The 19,250-nt window shown below is 73.9% G+C and carries 9 protein-coding genes; 4 read left to right on the plus strand and 5 right to left on the minus strand.

Annotation, left to right across the window (positions count from 1 at the left end; genetic code table 11):
• Positions 1–67: 67 nt before the first annotated feature.
• Positions 68–1,480 (plus strand): acyl-CoA synthetase, encoded by a 1,413-nt coding sequence (locus O7622_RS23110; protein ID WP_282310296.1) that lies wholly within the window; start codon positions 68–70, stop codon positions 1,478–1,480.
• On the opposite strand, the gene O7622_RS23115 is transcribed toward O7622_RS23110, so the two are convergent.
• The gene (locus O7622_RS23115; protein WP_282310297.1) at positions 1,477–2,139 is read right to left on the minus strand and encodes a 4'-phosphopantetheinyl transferase superfamily protein; all 663 of its coding nucleotides are present in this window, start codon (positions 2,137–2,139) and stop codon (positions 1,477–1,479) included. The genes O7622_RS23110 and O7622_RS23115 overlap by 4 nt on opposite strands.
• Positions 2,140–2,293: 154 nt before the next feature.
• Between O7622_RS23115 and O7622_RS23120 the strand changes: the two genes are divergently transcribed.
• Entirely contained in the window at positions 2,294–2,791 is a 498-nt protein-coding gene (locus O7622_RS23120) for a cold shock domain-containing protein (RefSeq protein ID WP_348774036.1), read from the plus strand.
• 42 nt (positions 2,792–2,833) lie between these two features.
• Here O7622_RS23120 and O7622_RS23125 read toward each other — a convergent pair whose 3' ends face one another.
• Positions 2,834–4,207: an AMP-binding protein gene (locus O7622_RS23125; protein ID WP_282310299.1), complete on the minus strand. Its 1,374-nt coding sequence runs from the start codon at positions 4,205–4,207 to the stop codon at positions 2,834–2,836.
• A gap of 1,274 nt (positions 4,208–5,481) precedes the next feature.
• Here O7622_RS23125 and O7622_RS23130 point away from each other — a divergent pair.
• Together O7622_RS23130 and O7622_RS23135 are read left to right on the plus strand one after the other, a co-directional pair.
• Complete coding sequence (locus tag O7622_RS23130) at positions 5,482–8,340, plus strand: LuxR family transcriptional regulator (RefSeq protein ID WP_282310300.1); 2,859 nt, start codon at positions 5,482–5,484, stop codon at positions 8,338–8,340.
• Between the two features lie 506 nt (positions 8,341–8,846).
• Positions 8,847–11,669 carry an AAA family ATPase gene (locus O7622_RS23135; RefSeq protein ID WP_282310301.1) on the plus strand — a complete coding sequence of 941 codons (2,823 nt, stop codon included), beginning with the start codon at positions 8,847–8,849 and terminating at the stop codon, positions 11,667–11,669.
• Between the two features lie 109 nt (positions 11,670–11,778).
• Here O7622_RS23135 and O7622_RS23140 read toward each other — a convergent pair whose 3' ends face one another.
• The 3 genes from O7622_RS23140 to O7622_RS23150 all read right to left on the minus strand — a co-directional run bounded on the left by O7622_RS23140 (position 11,779) and on the right by O7622_RS23150 (position 19,235).
• Positions 11,779–12,618, minus strand: a complete 840-nt coding sequence (locus O7622_RS23140) for an ABC transporter permease (RefSeq protein ID WP_282310302.1) — start codon at positions 12,616–12,618, stop codon at positions 11,779–11,781.
• Positions 12,615–13,667: an ABC transporter ATP-binding protein gene (locus tag O7622_RS23145; protein WP_030498869.1), complete on the minus strand. Its 1,053-nt coding sequence runs from the start codon at positions 13,665–13,667 to the stop codon at positions 12,615–12,617. The genes O7622_RS23140 and O7622_RS23145 overlap by 4 nt, the downstream gene beginning before the upstream one ends.
• Before the next feature lie 87 nt (positions 13,668–13,754).
• Positions 13,755–19,235, minus strand: a complete 5,481-nt coding sequence (locus tag O7622_RS23150; RefSeq protein ID WP_282310303.1) for a type I polyketide synthase — start codon at positions 19,233–19,235, stop codon at positions 13,755–13,757.
• Positions 19,236–19,250 lie beyond the last annotated feature (15 nt).

A 19,250-nucleotide genomic window follows, 5' to 3' on the forward strand; every position in this document is an offset into this window, starting at 1 on the left:
CCCCACGACCCTACCGGCGTCGCGGCCCCCGGCAGGGCTCGGACCGGGCCGCTGAGAGGATCGCACCATGCCGCTGCTGGGCTGGCTGACGAAGGGCACCGACGAGCACCCGGACGCGATCCGGGTCGACGGCCGGGCGGCGTCCTGGGTGGAGCTTCGCCGCCTGGCCACGGCGGTGGCCGACGAGCTGCGCGGCGTCGACCGGGTGGCGATCGAGGCCACCGCCACCCTGGAGACGGTGGTCGGCGTGGTGGGCGCGCTGACGGCCGGGGCGGCGGTCGTGCCGATCCCGCCGGACGCCGGGCCGATGGAGCGCGATCACATCCTGCGCGACTCGGGCGCGACGGCGCTGCTGGCCCCGGCCGGCGCGGAACCCACCGTCGGTGACGCCGGCCGGCCCGTCGTGCCCGTCGACCTGACCCGGCGGTCGGACACCGTCCACCCCGAGCCGGATCCGGCCCGCACCGCGGTGATCCTCTACACCAGCGGCACCACCGGCGCCCCGAAGGGCGCCGTGATCTCCCGCCGCGCGATCGCTGCCTGCCTCGACGGGCTGGCCGACGCCTGGGCATGGACGCCGGACGACCTGCTGGTGCACGGCCTGCCGCTGTTCCACGTGCACGGGCTGGTGCTCGGCGTGCTCGGGCCACTGCGGCTGGGCGGCCGGCTGCACCACGTGGGCCGCCCCCGCCCCGACCGGTACGCCGCCGCCAACGGCACGATGTACTTCGGGGTGCCGACCGTGTGGTCCCGAATCGCCGCCGACCCGGACGCGGCCCGGGCGCTGCGTCCGGCGCGGCTGCTGGTCTCGGGCAGCGCGGCGCTGCCGGCGGCGGTCTTCGCCGACCTCGCCACCCTCACCGGTCACCGGATCGTCGAGCGGTACGGGATGACCGAGACCCTGATCACTGTGAGCGCCCGGACGGACGGCCCACGCCGGCCCGGCACCGTCGGTCTGGCGCTGCCCGGGGTCCGGACGCGGCTGGTCGACGACGACGGCGCCCCGCTCCCGGCCGACGGGGCGACGATGGGCGAGCTTCAGGTCACCGGCCCCACGCTGTTCGACGGCTACCTCAACCACCCGGACGCCGACGCGGCGAGCCGCACCCCGGACGGTTGGTTCCGCACCGGGGACGTCGCCACCGTCGACCCGGACGGCTGGCACCGGATCGTCGGCCGGGCGTCGACCGACCTGATCAAGAGCGGTGGCTACCGGATCGGCGCCGGGGAGGTGGAGGACGCCCTGCTGACGCACCCGGGGGTCCGTGAGGCAGCCGTGGTGGGCACCCCGCACCCCGACCTCGGCCAGCAGGTCACCGCGTACGTGGTGGGCGACGGGGTGGACGGGGCCGAACTGATCGACTTCGTGGCCCGGCACCTCTCGGCGCACAAGCGACCCCGCGAGGTGCGCCTGGTCGACGCCCTGCCCCGCAACGCCCTGGGCAAGGTGCAGAAGACGCGGCTGAGCGCAGCCGGTTAGGACGCCACTGCCGGGATGCTGATCGCGGTGACCACCAGCCCCCGCTCGACCAGGAACCTGCCCGCGAACGCCCGCACCTCGGCCCCGCCGAGCACCGGACCGGGCACCAGCAGCCGGGCCTCGAACGTGCCGGCCGGGTCGAACACGATGTCCGCCTCGGAGAAGTCCAGCCACCGTCCGGTGAGCGGGAACCACGCCTTGTACACCGCCTCCTTCGCGCTGAACAGCAGGCGGTCCCAGCAGACGGCGGGGCGGACCGCGCCCAGCGTGACGGTGCGCGACCGTTCGGCCGGCAGGGCGATCGCGCCCAGCACCCCGTCGGGCAGCGGGGCGTGCGGCTCGGCGTCCACCCCGAGGCCGGCGAACGCCGCCGTACGGCCGACCACCGCCGCCCGGTAGCCATCGCAGTGCGTCATGCTGCCGACCACGCCGGCCGGCCAGAGCGGGGCACCGCGCGCGCCGGAGACGATCGGCACCGGGGCAAGGCCCAACTCGCCGAGGGCCAGCCGGGCGCAGTGCCGCACGGTGGCGAACTCCAGGCGGCGTTTCTCCACCGACCGTGCCACCAGCGCCTCTTCCTCGGGGAACAGGGTCACGCCGGCGGGATCGGTGAAGGACTCGGCCACCGCCACGGTGGAGGGCAGGATCTGCTCGATCACGTTGGCCGATGGTAGGCGCTGCGGCACCCGGCGCCGCGGCGGCCTCGGCGATAGGTGCACCATAGGGGTCGGGTACGGGTGCCGGCCCGCCCGGGACGGGTGCCACTCTGGGCGCCGTCCCGGTCCTGCGGGTGGGGCATTTGGTCTTGGGCGGATGGACGCGGGAATGGCGATGCTTACTGGCAAAGTAGTGCGGTTCGACGAGGTGCGGGGCTACGGGTTCATCGCCCCGGACGACGGCAGCGACGACGTGTTCGTGCACGCGAACATGCTCGACGGCGACAAGTGGGCACTGACGCCCGGCGTCCCGGTCGAGTACGACGCGGTGGAGACCGAGCGCGGGCCCAAGGCCGTGCTGGTGCGGGTGGTCGGTGTCGCCCCGGGCGCGGATCGCGCCCCGACGGCCGGTGCCGGGCTGTCCGCCCGGGCCGGCGTCACGGTCGGCGGCGGGCGCAGCAGGGACAGCGGGCAGGTCACGGGCGGCGCGGAGGACGACGAGGGCCTGTGCGACGTCCTCTCCGAGCGGGCCTTCTCCGCGGAGACCACCGAGACGCTGGTGACCTCCGTGCCGGACCTGACCGGCGCGCAGATCGTGGCGGTACGTACGAGGATGCTGGAGCTGGCCCGGCGGCACGGCTGGGTGGAGGGCTGACCGTGGCGGGGGCGGGTCACCGCCGCCCGCCGCCCGGTCGGCTCAGCCATCGGCGATCAGCAGGGACTTCCTGATCCGCCCGAGGGCGCTGCGCGGCAACTCGTCGACGAAGTGCACCCGCCGGGGGCGCTGGCCCGCCGAGAGGTACCGGCCGACGTGGTCGATGAGCACCTGCGCGGTCACCCCCTCGGCGACGACGTAGGCGGTGACCTGCTCGCCGAGCACGTGGTGCGGCGTGCCGACGACGGAGGCGTCGCGTACGCCGGGGTGGCTCAGCAACGCCTCCTCGATCTGCCTGGCGGGCATCCGCCGGCCCCGGCTGTGCACCACGTCGAGCCCGCACCGCCCGATAATCCGGTACGTGCCGTCGGGGGCCACGCTGACCAGGTCCCCGGTGGCGTGCCAGCGACCGGCGGCGAGGCTCCGCCCGCCGACGTACCCGCTGAACAGCGTCGGCCCGCAGACGCTCAGCTCGCCCACCGACTCGCCGTCGGCCGGCACCGGCCGGTCCTCGCGGTCCAGCACGCGCGTCTCGACGCCGGGCAGGGGGGTGCCGACAGCGCCCGGAACCGTACGGTCGCCGGCCCGCCCGGTCAGCGCGACGAGCGTCTCGGTGGTGCCGTATGCCTGCACCGGCCGGTGCGAGGTGAGCAGCCGGAGCCGCTCGGCCACGGCGCGGGGCAGCGGGCCGTCCGCGGAGACGAGCATCCGCGCCGCGGACAGCGGCCGGGCCCGGTGGCCGTCCAGCGCCATCCTCGCCCACTGGTCGGGCGACGCCAGGTGCACGGAGCCGACCGGCCCGGTGCCGGCGTGGTCGAGGTGGACGAAACGGCTACCGGCCCGCAGTGCGCCGAGCAGGCCGACGACCAGACCGTACGCCCGGAACAGCGGGGTGCCCTGGACGACCACGTCCTCCTCGCTCCAGTGCCACGCACGGGCCAGAAGGTCGAGGTCGGCGGCGATGGCGCGGCGCGATATGCGCACCCCTCGTGGCGGCCCTGATGCGCCACCGGTGTAGAGGATGACGGCGTCGCTGCCCGGGGCGGGCTCGGGATGCCGCGTCGAGGCGTGTTCTCGCAGGTCGACCGGGATCGCGGGCAGGCCGTCGGCCCCGGACGGGGCACGGCCGAGGATCACCGTCGCCCCGGACTGCCGCAGGATGCGGCTGCGTTCGCGTTCGTCGGCGCCGGGAGGCAGCGGTACGAGCGGCGCCCCCGCGAGGACGGCGCCGAGCATTCCGACCACCGCTTCCAGCGTCGGTGTGCCGTCGACCGCGACCGCCGTCGCGCCCCTGATCCGATCGGCGACCGCTGTGACGCAGCCCAGCAGGGCCTCGCTGGAGAGGGCTTCTCCGGCCACCGTGACCGCGTCGGCCCGATCCGCACCGAATCCCCGCAGCACCGGCAGCAATGTCATCTCCGCTATCCCCTGCGCGGGGCCGCAACGAGTCGCGGCGGCGGCTGGGACATCACGACGACCACAGAACCCTTCAGGTCTCGGGCCTGCACGGCCCCATGTCCGGCTATCCCGACGATGGAGACCGGGTGCCCCGAAATTAGGGCCGGGCTATCGTCGGGCACAACCCCTAGCCACCGAGTCCGGATCCCCCCTGCCGGGGCCTACTGTCCAGCTAGGACCGGATCCCGTCCGTCCTGATACAACGGTCGGCCCGAGCGCTCACCACGGCTCGGCGAACAATGCAGAGACCGCATTCGTCCTCGGCGAGCGAACATCGACCGGAAAGTGTCTTTATTAATGCGTGGCAGCTCGCGTCACGACTTTATCGCCTTGACGTGTTCCGCATTAGACCAGCCGCCGGGCCGAATGAAACCGCAGACCTCCGCGACCAACAGGCACCCGGATGCATAATTCTTTTTTAACAACATAATCGCAGAATCTCCCAAACGTCCGAATCGTGGCTCGATGACGCGCACCAAGCAACGACCGCCGGCAGAATCGGACAGGCATCGGTCGCAGTTCCGGCACCGATGCCTTACATCGCAACAATCGAGCGCCTCCGGCAATTGCCGAGACACCCGACCAGGCCCCACGGCCCACGCCGGTGGCCGGACGACACCTCCACGCCAGCTTCCGGCACCACGCCGCCGTCGCCGGGATCGGCACGGGCGGAGTCACGAACGCCGAGTTCAACCACGGTGACACCCGGCTCGGCGTCTCCGCACGCCGCAACCGCGGGCGGCGTCGGCCTCCTCGGCGAGAGCGACCGGCGACGGCCGGACGCCCGGTTGGCACGGAAAAGCTCAGAGGCCAATCAGCGGGCGGGCCGGATAAGCGGAACCATCGGCTCATGGGAGCGCTCTGTCACGGTACGGGACCAGCCGGCGACTTTCCGTCGCCATCTCCGGCCGGGCCACCCGAGACGAGTAACCCATGTTTGCTCATCCTTTACACAACTCGGCTTGCCGCCCAATTGCCCAACTGCCATACTCCCACCATCACGGAGGTCGATAGGAAGTGTCGACCCCGAAGGAGCTGGGGAATTATCGCCGACACACACGGGAACACGGCTCGCAGCGGCCAACCGGTCAAGTCGGTCGATGGCTCACCGGCGAAGCTCGACGCCCGTCGATACTTGCCGATAATGGAATGGGTCAAGAATTGCCGGTCTCCAATTTGGTCGAGCTGTCGGGCCGCCCAGGGCAAGCGGCCCTACCCCGGAGGGGGTGGCGATGGAGCTGACCGAGCGTTCAAGCCAGCTCGACCTGCTGGAGCGCCGACTCGCAGACCTGCTCGGCGGCGGCGGCGCCGCGCCGACCGACCGGCCGGTGACCGTGCTGACCGGCCCGGTCGGCTCCGGCAAGACCGCGCTCGCACAGACCTTCGCCCGGCGCGCCTGCGACGCCGGAGCACGTGTCGTCGGCGCGAGCGCCTCCCGCGCGGAGCGCAGCGTACCGCTGGAGGTCGTCCGGCAGCTCGTCCGCGCGGTGCCGTTGTGCGCCGCGGACGCCCCCGACATCCGGGCCCGCCTCGCCAGTCTGCTGGACGCGGGTGCCCTCGCGTGGAACGACGCCGATCCGGCGGACGCGGAGAACGCCCGGCTCACCGCCGCCATCGGGCGCGCCCTGCTCGAACTGACCTCCCGGGGGCCGCTGGTCATCGTGGTGGACGACATCCATCACGCGGACGTGCCGTCGCTGCGCTGCCTCGATTACGTGGCCCGGCGGCTCTCCGGCCTACCCGTACTGATCGTCCTGACGGAGGCGCCACGCACCCGGCCGTGGCGGGCGGACGTGCACGCCGAGATGCTGCAACCGGCGAGCCTGCACCGCATCCGCCTGCCGCTGCTCACCGCCGAGGGGACGTTCCAGCTCCTCGCCCAACGGCTCGACATCCCGCTCGCCCGCAGCATCGCCGAGGAGAGCCACCGGATCAGCGGCGGGAATCCGCTCCTGGTGCACGCGCTCGCCGATGACCAGGCGGCCGCGCCACGGTCCGCCGACGCCCCGGCGGTCGGCGAGTCGTTCCGGGAGGCCGTGCTGAGCTGCCTGTACCGCTGCGACCACCTGGTGCTCAACGCCGCCCGGGTGCTCGCCGTGACCGGTGAGCCGCTGCACGGCAGCCTGCTGCCGCACCTCGTCGACGCCCGGTCGCACCCCGCGCTGGGCGCTGTCGACAGGTCGACCAGCGCGGGGCTGATCGACGAACAGGGGTTGCGCCATCCGGCTGTGACCCAGGCCGTGATCGACGGGATGACCGCCGAGGAACGCGTACGGCTGCATCTGGGAGCGGCCCGCCTGCTGCACGACGACGGCGCGCCCCCGGCGCGGATCGCGCCGCACCTGGTGGGCATCGGCGAGCTGGCCGAGCCCTGGATGGCGCAGACCCTGCTGGACGCCGGCGAGCAGGCGCTGCTCGACGGCGAGGTGGAGACCGCCCTGCGGTACCTGCGCCGGGCGCACCGCAGTGGTGTCGGCGAGTGCCTGCGGGCGCGGATCCGCTCCGCGCTGGCACGCGCCGAGTGGCGGCTCGACCCGCAGGCCACGATCCCTCACCTGGTCGGCGTCGCCACCGCCATCCGGGCCGGGCACCTCGGCAGCCAACAGGCCGCCGGTCCCATCCAGTACCTCCTCTGGCACGGTGAGATCGACAAGGCCGTCGACCTGGTCAGGCACCTGAGCGAGCGGGCGGATGCCGCCGATCCGCAGTCCGTGGCCGAGCTGCTCGTCATCACCGGCTGGATCTCGACGCTCTATCCCGGGGTCGTGGTCGACCGGCCCGCCCCCGCCGTGGCCGCGCGGGATCCGCTCACGCTGGCCCGGGTCAAGCACGGGCTCAGCGGGGTCATCCTGCTGTCCGGCGTACTGGCCCGGGGTGACGCCGGCGTGGTCGAGGAGGCCGAGCGGACGCTGTCGACCACCGGGCCGGACGACGAACCGCACATGTGGAGGGCGATCTGCGCCCTCGTCGCCATGATCTACGCCGATCAGCTCGACCTGGCCGACGACTGGTGCGACCGGCTGGGCCGCCACCTCGTTACCCCGCACCACCCCACCCCCTCGGCCACGCTCACCGCCCTGCGGGCCGCCGTCGCCGGCCGGCTCGGCGACCTTCCCCGCGCCGGCAAGCTCGCCGACGAGGCACTGGGGCAGCTCTCGCCGAAGGGCTGGGGGGTGGTGATCGGGATACCTCTCGCCGTCCGGATACGGGCCCTGACCTTTATGGACCAGCTCGACACGGCGGCCGCCTGCCTCCAGGTCCCGGTGCCGCCGGCGACCTTCGAAACCCCGCTCGGGCTGCACTACCTGCACGCCCGCGGGACGCACGCCCTCGCCGCGGGAAGCCCCGAGGCCGCGCTGGCCGACTTCCAGCTCTGCGGGCAACTCATGCAGCGGTGGAAGCTGGACTTCTCGGGTCTCGTGCCGTGGCGCACCGAGTCGGCTCGGGCACTGCTCCGGATGGGCCGCCGTCAGCAGGCGCGCAAGCTGGTGCGCGACGAGTTGACCCGGCTGCGGCCCCTCCACGTCCGGTACCGGGCCGCGGCCCTGCGGGTTCTGGCCGCGACCGAGGAGGGACAGGAACGGATCCCGCACCTGCGCAGCGCCGTACGGCTGCTGCGGCAGTGCGGCGACCGGATGGAGCTGGCGCACAACCTCGCCGACCTCGGTCATGCCTACGAGCAGGCCGGCGACCGGCGGCAGGCCCGCGCCGCGACCCGGTCGGCCCGGGCTCTCGCGGAGGAGTGCGGCATCCCGACGCTGTGGCCCAGCGCCCTGTCCGCCAGGGACGGTGCCACCGGCAGCCGGGCGGGTGCGGCGGTCGTGGTCCAGGGCCTGACGGACGCCGAATCCAGGATGGCCACCCTGGCCGCCCAGGGTCACACCAATCGTGAGATCGCCGAGAAGCTCTTCCTGACGGTCAGCGCGATCGAACAGCGGATGACGCGCATCTACCGGAAGCTGGACGTCAGCTCGCGCAGCGAACTCGCCGGACGCCTGCGGCTCGACCGCCCCGGTACGACGGTGCTGGATCCGCTGACGCGGGGCACCGACCCCCCGGGCGGCCGTCCGTCCGGCCCTCGGCCACGCTGATCCCGGTCGGGGTTCCGCACGGAACACCCGCCGGGTGTCACGCGACCGTCGCCGTCGCCGTCGCCCACCGTCGCGAAGAGTCCGTCCACCACCACTGTGGGTACCGCCGGGAGTCGCGGTGTGGCACCATCAAGCTGTACGCCCGACACCGGCCGTTCACTGGCGTGTCGCCTCCCCGGGCCGGTCGGCTCCAACACCCCTCACCCCGGATCGCGCAACCCCTAAACGCCTTTCGGGGCCGCAGGTTTGTGTGCGAAACGATGGGGTCTCACGCCCGTTGTCGCACCATCACGCCGGTGCCAGACTCGCCTCATCACGCGGACCGTACGGCTAGAAGACCGGTCCGCCGAAGGATTTCAGGTCCACCCGGCGTGGCCGCCCGGCGCGCTCCACCCCTACCCGGCGAGACGCGGGCGGAGGGGCGGCTGTCTCCGGCAGGGGTGGCGGTGTCGGGCCGCACCGGCGTTTCCAGGCCCGCGCCGCGTACAAGAAGGGCTTACGCGCAGGTGCTGGTTCAGCAAGAGGAACAGATCACCCGTCTGCGGCGCGTGTTCCACGCCTGCGAGGAGCAGCAGCGCGGACACGTCGCGCTGGTCACCGGTGCCGTGGGCAGCGGCAAGACCAGCCTGCTGGAGTCGTTCGGCGAGTGGACGGCCGGCTCCCGCGGGCAGGTGATGAGCGCGACCGGCTCACGGGCGGAGCGCGGTCTCCACCTGGGAGTCGTCGGGCAGCTCTTCCACAGTGCACGACTCGCCCCGGAGGCCGCCGCCCACGTCGAGAAGCTGCTGCGCGACGCCACCGCCGCGGTGCCGCTGCCCGAAGTCGGCGGCGAGGCGTCCGACGGAGACCGGGCCTGGGCGCCCCTGCTGCACGGCCTCTTCACCACCCTGGTCGACCTGACGGCCAACGGGCCCCTGATCCTCCTCGTCGACGACGTGCACCACGCGGACCCGGCCTCACTGCACTGCCTGCTCTACGTGACCCGGCGACTGCGCCACGCCCGGATCATGGTCGTGCTCGCGGAGGCGTCGACGCTGCGCCCGCCGCACCCGCTGTTCCGCGCCGAGCTGCTCAGCCAGCCGCACTTCTCCCGGATCGGCCTGCCACCGCTGACCGTCGACGCCGTGGCCCGGCTGGTCGAGGGCGCCGTCGACGACGCGGACGCCCGCAGGACCGCGGAACACTACGTACGGATGACCGGAGGCAATCCACTGCTCACCCGGGCGCTGCTCGACGAACGGGCCGGTGGCGAGGGCAGCGACCACGACGTTCCGTCCGTCGGTGACGCGTTCGACCAGGCCGTGCTCGGGTGCCTCTACCGCCACGAGCCCGGGGTACGCCGGGTGGCCCAGGCGCTCGCCGTGCTCGACCGGCCCGCGTCGACCGAACTGCTCGGCCACCTCCTCGACGTGATGCCCGCGACCACGGTCCCGGCGGTGCGGGTGTTGCGTACCTCGGGTCTGATGGAGTCCGACCAGCTACGCCACTCGCGCATCCTGCACTCGATCCTCGCTGACATGTCGGCCGACGAGCGGCGCGGCCTGCACCAGCGGGCCGCCGAGGTGCTGCACGACCGCGGCGCCGAGGCGAGCGTGGTCGCCGAGCACCTCGTGGCCGCCGGTGCGACGGTGGCCGGCTGGCGGGTGCCGGTGCTCCAGGACGCCGCCGGCCACGCGCTCTCGTCCGGCCGGCCCGACGTGGCGGCAGCCTGCCTGCGGCTGCTCGCCAGCGCGCCGGTGGACGAGCGGCAACGCACCGCCACCACCGAGATGCTGGTGAATGCCCGCTGGCAGCTCAACCCGTTGACGGTGAACGGGCAACTGACGGAGCTGGTGCAGACGGCGCGGGCCGCCGGCTGGTCCACCGATGCGAGCCTCTCCGCCGTGCCGTACCTGCTCTGGCAGGGCCGCGTCGACGAGGCTGCCGAGGCCGTCAGCGGCTTCTCGGCGGACGAGGAGCAGGCTCCGGCCACCCCGCCCGGCCGCCTGCGGATCATGCAGCTTCTGGTCTCCCTCTCCCACCCGGACCACCTGGCGAGCGTACGGCAGACCCCGGCCACCTGGAGCCGCGCGGCCAGCGCCCCGACCACCGTCAGCCCGCTCCTGCAGGCGGTCACGGTGCTCGGCACCGCTCTGACGCCGACCGCCGACAGCGACACGGTGCCGACCGCCGAGCAGATCCTGCAGCGCCACCACACGGACGACGGCACCCTCGGCCTGCTGACCGCGCCCCTGCTGGCGCTGCTCTGGGCCGGCCGGTCGGACCGGGCCGCGGTCTGGGGTGACGTGCTGCTCGACCGGCCGGTGGTTCAGCACGCGCCGGGCTGGCGGGCGGTGATCCGGGCGATCCGGGCGGAGGCGGCCCTGCGCGTCGGCGATCTGCCCGGTGCCGAGCACCACGTCCGCGCGGCCCTGGAGGACATGCCCGCCCCCGCCTGGGGAGTGGCGATCGCCGGACCGCTGTCCACCCTGATCGCGTCCGCGACGGAGTCGGGCCGGTTCGCCGAGGCCGACCGGTGGCTGGCCCACCCGACCCCGCCCGGCATGTTCCGCACCCCATTGGGCCTGCACTACCTGGCCGCACGCGGCCGGCACCACCTGGCCGTACGCCGGCCGCACGCCGCCACCACCGACCTGCGACGCTGCGGCGAGCTGATGCGCACGTGGGGGATCGACGCGGCCGGACTGGTGCCGTGGCGGCTGGAGCTGGCCCGGGTGCAGCTCAGCGTCGGCAACAAGACGCAGGCCATGCAGCTCCTGCAGGAGCAACTGCGGGTGCCGCACGGGGTCGACGACCGGACCCGGGGCCGTACGCTGCGCCTGCTCGCCACCACCGCCGCCCAGGACCACCGGCGCAAGCTGCTCTCCGAGGCGGTCAACCTGCTCCAGTCCAGCGGCGACCGGTTGGAGCTCGTCCGCGCCCTCGGCGACACCGGTCAGACGCTCCAGCGCGCCGGAGACTCCGCCCGCGCCCGGCTGCTCGTCCGCCGCGCCTACCAGCTCGCGCAGGACTGCGGGGCGTCGGTGCTGGCTCAGCGGCTGATCCGCCGGGAGCCGGGCAGTGGACTGCCGGCGTACCCGGCCGCCGCCGAACTCCAGGAACCGGACGACGGGCTGAGCGACGCCGAGCGGCGCGTTGCCGCGCTGGCCGCACAGGGCCACACCAACCGCCAGATCTCCAGCAAGCTCTTCATCACGGTGAGCACTGTCGAGCAGCACCTGACCCGGGTCTACCGCAAGCTCGACGTGAAGCGCCGGACCGACCTGCCGTCCCGGCTCGTCGTGTACGCCGAGACGCTGGCCGACGAGACACAGAGCGCCACGTCCTGACGGCTGTCGCAGGGACGCGGTGACACCGGCCCCCTGCGACACGGGGCAAAGCCGAGGGCCCGAACCGCAGGAGCGGTTCGGGCCCTCGGCGGACCGCAATTTCGGGCGGTCAGTCCATGGCGCGACGCATGAAGCCACGCATGCCGATCGCCGAGAACGCCACGAAGACCCCGGTGAGGACACACATGCACAGCCAGAGCGGCAGCGACTCGACCCCCGGCGGGCCGACGAGCGACCGGGTCGCCTCGCTGATGTAGGTCAGCGGGTTCAGCGAACAGATCACCTGATACCAGCGCAGCGAGTCCAGGCCGAGCAGCGGGAACTGGGTGGCACCGGTGAACATGATCGGGGTCATCACCACGGTGAACATGATCTGGATGTGCTGCGTGGGCACCAGGGTGCCGAAGGCGAGACCGACCGCCGCGCCGACGAGCGCGCCGATCGCCAACACCCCGACCACCTTGAGCACCACCGCCCAGGGCCAGGTGACACCGAGCATGAGCATGCCGACCGGGATCAGCACCACACCGGCGATCAGGCCACGGATGCCCCCGAAAACGATCTTCTCCAGCGCCACCAGCGGGGTCGCCATGGGCGCCAGGAGGCGGTCCTCGATCTCCCGGGTGAAGGAGAAGTCCATCATCATCGGCAGCGCGGTGTTCTCCACGCCGATCAGGAAGGCGTTCAGCGCGATGACGCCGGGCAGCAGCACGTTGGAGAAGTCGTCGCTGGCGTAGCCCAGGTCGCTGAGCACCTTGCCGAAGATCAGCAGCATGAACAGCGGCTGGATGAAGACCTGGAGCAGGAAGCCGACCAGCTCCCGGCCGGTGACGAACAGGTCCCGCGAGAGCACCGCGCGGAAGGTGGCGAGCTGGTCCAGCGCGCGCACCGGCGGCGGCGCCGCGGGCGGTGACGGCGCGGACGGGGGGGCGGGGGCGGTGACGCTCACCGAAGTTCCCTTCCGGTCAGGTGGATGAAGACATCTTCCAGACTGGGCTGGCCGATGTTGAGGTCACGAACCTCGCAACCCAGGTCGGCGAGGATCTTCATCGCCATCGGGATGGCGTTGGCCGGCTGACCGCTGGTGTAGACCCGGAAGGACAGGGGGGCGTCCGAGTCGGCGGGCGCGTCCGGGACCGGGGCGGGCATCGGCATCGCCGGCATGCCGGGAAACGCCGGCGCGGCGACGGGCACCTTGGCGGTCATCTTGAAGTGTTCCACCTGCTCCACGTCGGGGATCGCATCGAGCGCGGCCCGCACCTCCTCGGCGGAGGCGCCGGGGGTCACCACGAGGGTCAGGGTGCTGCTGCCCGGCAGCGTACGGGTCAGCGCGGACGGCGTGTCCATGGTGAGCAGCTTGCCGTGGTCGACGATGCCGACCCGGTCGCAGAGCTTCTCCGCCTCGTCCATGTCGTGTGTGGTGACCACCACTGTCACGCCGTCCCGTTTCAGCTCGGCGATCCGGTCGTGCACGAAGAGCCGGGACTGCGGGTCGAGGCCCGCCGACGGCTCGTCGAGGAAGAGCACCCGGGGCGAGTGCATCAGCGCGCGGGCGATCATCGTCCGCTGGGCGAGGCCGCCCGACAGGAAGTCGGTGCGGTGGTTCGCGAAGTCCTTGAGCCCCATCTGGTCCAGCAACTCGTCCGCCCGCCGGATGCGCTGCGCCCGGGGCACCCGGTGGTAGGCCGCGTGGAACAGCAGGTTCTGCCGGACGGTCAGCGCCCGGTCCAGGTTCACCCGCTGCGGTACGACCGCCAGCAACTGCCGGGCGGCGGCCGGCGAGCCGATCACGTCCGCGCCGCACACCCGGGCCCGGCCCGAGGTGGCCCGCACCCGTGTGGTCAGCACCCCGATCGTCGTCGTCTTGCCCGCACCGTTCGGCCCGAGCAGGCCGAAGACCTCACCGGCGGCGACGGAGAAACTCAGCCCGTCCACCGCCGGTGGCATGTTGGGCTGGTACCGCTTGACCAGCTCCGTGACCACCACTGCCTCGTCCACGTCGTCATGCTCCGTCCTGGAACGTCGGTCCGATAGATGTATGTGCGCCGATAGGGGGCGCTAGGGGCACGCCAGGGGCGGAACCGGTCACAGGCCCCGCGCGGCCAGCCAGCGCTGGACCGTGCCGGCGAGTTCCGGCCCCCGGTCGGCGACCATGCTGAAGTGGTCGCCAGCCGCGTCGACAGCCTCGTGCGGGTAGGGCCAGCGCGACCGCCAGCCGTCCGGTTCGCCGTCCCACTCCCCCAGCGGCTCGGTGGCCCGCACCAGCAGGGTCGCCGCCGCCATCTCGGTCGGCTGCCAGTCCAGGAACAGCGGCAGGTAGCCCGCCCACGCCGTCGTCCGCCAGTCGTCCATCGGCGTGTACGCGGTGTCCCGGTCGATCATCCCGTCGAGAAGCTGCGGCACCCACCCGCCGAGCACCTCGCTGTCGGCCGGGTAGGTGTCCATGAGCACCACCGCGTCCGGCGGGCGGCCCTGGCGTTCCAGCTCCCCGGCGAGCAGGTTGGCCACCATCGCACCACCGGAGTGACCGGCCACCACGAACGGGCCGGCGCCGACGGTACGCAGCACCGTGTCGGCGTGCACCCGCAGCAGCGCGTCGAGGTCGGCGGGAAGCTCCTCGCCCACGCCGAACCCGGGGTTGGGCAGGGCCCACACGTCACGTACGCCCCGGAAGCCGGCGGCCAGCCGGGCGTACTCGTGCGCGCCGGAGAGCAGCGACATCGTGCAGCAGCACACCAACTGCGCCCGGGCGCCGCCCTCGGCCAGCCGGAGGATACCGGCCGGGCGGGTGAGCTGCGCCGGCTCGCGGAAGCTGGGGCGGAACTGGGCGAGCTTGACCAGCAGTTCGGCATACCCGGCCGGGTCCTCGCGCGCCTTCGGCTGGTTGAACAACCCGCCGAGCAGTCCGCCGCCGGCACTCTCCCCGGCGGGTCCACCGGCGTCGTCCGCGCCGTCCCCGGCCGCCGCCGCGCCGAGGAGCCGGCCGAGCAGGTGAACGGCCAGCGCCGTAGGGGTGGGGTGGTCGAAGAGCAGGGTCGCCGACAGCTCCGCCCCGGTCTCCTGGCGCAGCGCGTCGCGCAGTTCCAGTGCGGTCAGCGAGTCGAAACCGAGTTCCAGGAAGTCCCGGTCGGCCTCGACCGCGTTGGGCGAGGCGTGCCCGAGGACGGTGGCCACCCGCGCCCGGACCAGGTCCAGCAGGATCCGGTGCCGGTCGCCGGCCGGAACGCCGCCCAGCCGCTCGCGCAGCGCGCGGGCGGGATCGGTCGCGGCATCGCCGGCCTCCGGCTCCGCGCCGGCCGTCGCCTCGGGCACGCCGCGCAGCAGCGCGCTGGGCCGTACGGCGGTGAAGGCCGGCACGAACGCGGGCCAGTCGAGGTCGGCCACGGCCAGTTGGTCGTCGCCGCGGACCAGAGCCTGCCCCAGCGCGGACAGGGCCACGTCGGCGGGCAGCGGCCGGACCCCCCGGCGGCGCAACTGCGCCGCATCGGTGATCTCGTCCGCCCAGGGCACCCACGCGACGACGCTGGCCGGGCGGCCGGCGGCGCGCCAGCCGGCGGCCAGCGCCGCCAGCCCGGCGCCCACGGCGGCGGCGACCGCCGCTCCCCCGCTGCCCCAGACGGCGGCCGTCGAGGTGAAGACGACGAACTCGTCGACCGGCAGGCCGGCGCAGGCCCGCCCGAGCAGTTCCACGGCGGCGGTACGGGCGGCCACGGCGTCGGCCAGGTCGTGCGGGTCCAGCACCGCCACCGGGTCGCCGGCCCCGTCGGAGTCGGCGACGTGCAGGACGGTGCGGATCTCGCTGCCGGTGGCCGCCAGCCGGTCCAGCACCTCGGGCAGCCCGTCCAGGTCGCCGACGGCGGTGACTGTGACGTCCGGGCCGGGCGGGTCGGCATCCGCCACCGGCCCCACGAGGACGAGGTGCGACGCGCCGCGCTCGGCGAGCCAGCGCAGCAGGTGCGGGGTACGCACCTGCGCGGACCCGTGCACCAGGACCGCGCCGCGGGGCCGCCAGTCCGTATCGGTGGCGCCGGCCGGGGCCCGGCGGAGCCGCCGGGCATACACCCCGCCGGTGCGTACCGCCACCTGGTCCTCGTCGCCGCCGGACGCGACGACCCGGGCGAGCGCGGCGAGCGCGACGTCGTCCGGCTCCGCCGGCAGGTCGACCAGCCCGCCCCACAGGCGCGGCTGCTCCAGCGCCAGCACCCGGCCCAGGCCCCAGAGGTACGCCCCGGCCACGCCGGGAGCGGCGTCGTGCGCGTCGACGGTCACCGCGCCCCGGGTCACGGTCCACATCGGCGTGCCGTTCCCCGCAGCGGCGAGGGCCCGCACCAGCGCGGCCGTCCCGGCGAGCGCGCCGGTTCCCGCGCCGGCCGCCGGTTCCCCCGCCGCCAGCAGCGAGACCACGACCGACCAGGTGCCGTCGGCGAGCGAGGCCCGGGCGACAGCGTCCAGGTCGTCTCCGACCGTGACCAGTGTCGGGTCCAGGCCCTCGGCGCGCAGCACGGTGAGCACCGCGGTGGCGTCGGTGCCGGCCCCGGCCACCAGCAGGCATCGGCCGGCCGGCGTGGTACGGGCGGGGGGCGGGTCGACGCGTTCCCAGTCGGCGCGGTAGCGCAGCCCGTCCAGCTCCGATCCGCGACGCCGCCGGTCCCGGTAGGAGGCGAGGGCGGGCAGCACGTCGGCGAGCGCGTCCTGCCGGTCGGCGGGCAGGCCGAGCGCGGCGGCCAGCTCGGCCGGTCGTCCCTGCGCCACGGCCGCCCAGAACTCCTCGTCCTCTCCGGTCGCGGCGGGCGGGACGAGATCCACTGTGGGCGGGTCCGGCCAGAAACGCTCGCGGTGGAAGGCGTAGGTGGGCAGTTCGACGCGCGCGGCGTCGCTGCCGCCGAAGGGAGCCGCCCAGTCGATCCCGGCACCGCGCAGGTCGACCGCGGCCAGCGCGGCGAGCAGCGTGGTCGCCTCCGGCTGGTCCCGGCGGGCGAGCGGCACGAAGGCCGCCGGTTCCATGTCGGGCAGGCACTCCCGGGCCAGCACGGTCAGGGCGCTGTCGGGGCCGAGTTCCACGAAGGTTCCGACGCCGCCGGCGGCGAGGGTGGCGACGCCCGCGTGGAAACGGACGGTGTCCCGGACGTGGTCGACCCAGTAGCCCGGGTCCGTGGCCTGGGCGGCGGTGAGCGGCTCGCCGGTGCGGTCGGAGACGATCGGAAGGTTCGGCGGGTGCCACGCGACCTTCTCCGCGACGATCCGGAAGTCGGCCAGCATGGCGTCCATCCGGGCGGAGTGGAAGGCGTGGCTGACCCGCAGCCGACGGGACCGCCGGTCCTCGGCGGACAGCCGCCGCCCCGCCGCGAGCACGGCCTCCTCGTCGCCGGAGAGCACCACCGACCGGGGGCCGTTCACGGCGGCCAGGGACACCCGCTCGTCGAGCAGCGGGACCACCTCCGCCTCGGACGCCTGCACCGCCAGCATCGCCCCGCCGGGCGGCAACTGCTGCATGAGCCGGGCCCGGGCGGCCACCAGGGTCGCCGCGTCGGCCAGCGACAGCACCCCGGCGACGTGTGCCGCGGCCAGCTCGCCGACCGAGTGGCCGAGCAGGAACTGCGGGCGTAGCCCCCAGGCGGTGACCAGCCGGTATGCGGCGACCTCGTAGGCGAACAGCGCCGGCTGGGTGAACTCGGTACGGTCCAGCAGATCCGCGCCGGGCGAGTCGGTCTCGGCGAAGACCACCTCCCGCAGCGGCCGGCTCAAGTGCCGGTTCAGCTCCCCGGCCACCTCGTCGAAGGCGGCGGCGAAGACCGGGAACCGGCGGCACAGCTCGGCGCCCATGCCGAGGCGCTGGGCGCCCTGCCCGGTGAAGAGGAACGCGACCTTGCCGGCCGGGCGGGCCACGCCTCGCACCACGCCGGGGGTGTCGCGCTCCTCGGCGACCGCGTGCAGGCCGGCCCGCAGCGCGTCGCGGTCCCCGCCGATCACCGCTGCCCGGTACGGCAGGGCCGCCCGGGTGGTGACCAGCGAGTACGCCACGTCGGCGGGCGTCAGGTCGGGGTGATCGGCCAGATGCGCCAGCAGCCGCCGCGCCTGCCCGGCCAGGGCCGGCGCGGAGCGGGCCGAGACGATCCACGGTACCGGCGGGGCGGGCGTACCGGCCGGCCGGACGTCGTCGGTGTCCGTCGCGGCGGCCTGCTCGATGACGACGTGTGCGTTGGTGCCACTGATGCCGAACGCGGAGACCGCGGCCCGGCGTGGCTGCCCGGTCTCCGGCCATGGCTGCGAGCCGGTCAGCAGGGACACCGCCCCGGCCGACCAGTCGACGTGCGGGGTGGGCTCGTCCACGTGCAGCGTGGGCGGCAGCACCCCGTGCCGCATCGCCAGCACCATCTTCATCACCCCGGCCACACCCGCCGCCGCCTGCGTGTGCCCGATGTTCGACTTCACCGAGCCGAGCCACAGCGGCCGCTCCACGGACCGGCCCTGCCCATACGTCGCGATCAGCGCCTGCGCCTCGATCGGATCACCCAACGTGGTGCCCGTACCGTGCGCCTCGACGGCATCCACCTGGTCGGCACCCAGCCCCGCGTTCGCCAGAGCCTGCCGGATCACCCGGCGCTGCGACGGGCCGTTCGGAGCAGTCAGCCCGCTGCTCGCACCGTCCTGGTTGACGGCACTGCCGCGCAGCACGGCGAGGACCGGGTGGCCGTTGCGGCGGGCGTCGGAGAGCCGCTCGACGAGCAGCATGCCGGCCCCCTCGGACCAGCCGGTGCCGTCGGCGGCGGCGGCGAACGACTTGCACCGGCCGTCGGTGGACAGGCCCCGCTGCCGGGAGAACTCCACGAAGACGGTCGGGGTGGCCATCACCGACACCCCGCCGACCAGCGCCATCGTGCATTCGCCCAGCCGCAGCGCCTGGCAGGCGAGGTGCAGCGCGACCAGCGACGAGCTGCACGCGGTGTCCACGGTGACCGCCGGCCCCTCCAGCCCGAGGGCGTAGGAGATCCGGCCGCTCGCCACGGCTGCGGCGCTGCCGGTGCCGAGGTAGCCCTCGACGCCGCCGGTGACCCCGGTGAGCAGGGCCGCGTAGTCACCCTGGCTGCTGGTGGCCGCGTAGACGCCGGTGGGCGCGCCGCGCAGCCGGGTGGGGTCGATGCCGGCCCGCTCGAACGCCTCCCAGGCGGTCTCCAGCAGCAGCCGCTGCTGCGGGTCCATGGCGAGGGCCTCGCGGGGGCTGATGCCGAAGAACGCCGGGTCGAAGTCCCCGGCGGAGTAGAGGAACCCGCCCTCGCGCACGTACGACGTGCCCCGGCTGTCGGGGTCGGGGTCCGGGTCGTAGAGCGCGCCCAGGTTCCAGCCCCGGTCGTCCGGGAACGCCGACATCGCGTCGCCGCCGGCGGCCACCAGGTCCCACAGTTGCTCGGGTGACCCGACACCGCCGGGGAACCGACAGCTCATGCCGATGATCGCTACCGGTTCGCTGAGCGCGGCGGTGAGCTGCTGGTTCTGCTGCTTGAGCTTCTGGTTGTCGAGCAGGGACGCACGCAGCGCGCCGACGACCTCGTCCAGGGAAACATTCATCGGGCGCTCCTCAGG

The organism is Micromonospora sp. WMMD1076, assembly GCF_029581475.1.
GTDB lineage: Bacteria > Actinomycetota > Actinomycetes > Mycobacteriales > Micromonosporaceae > Micromonospora > Micromonospora aurantiaca.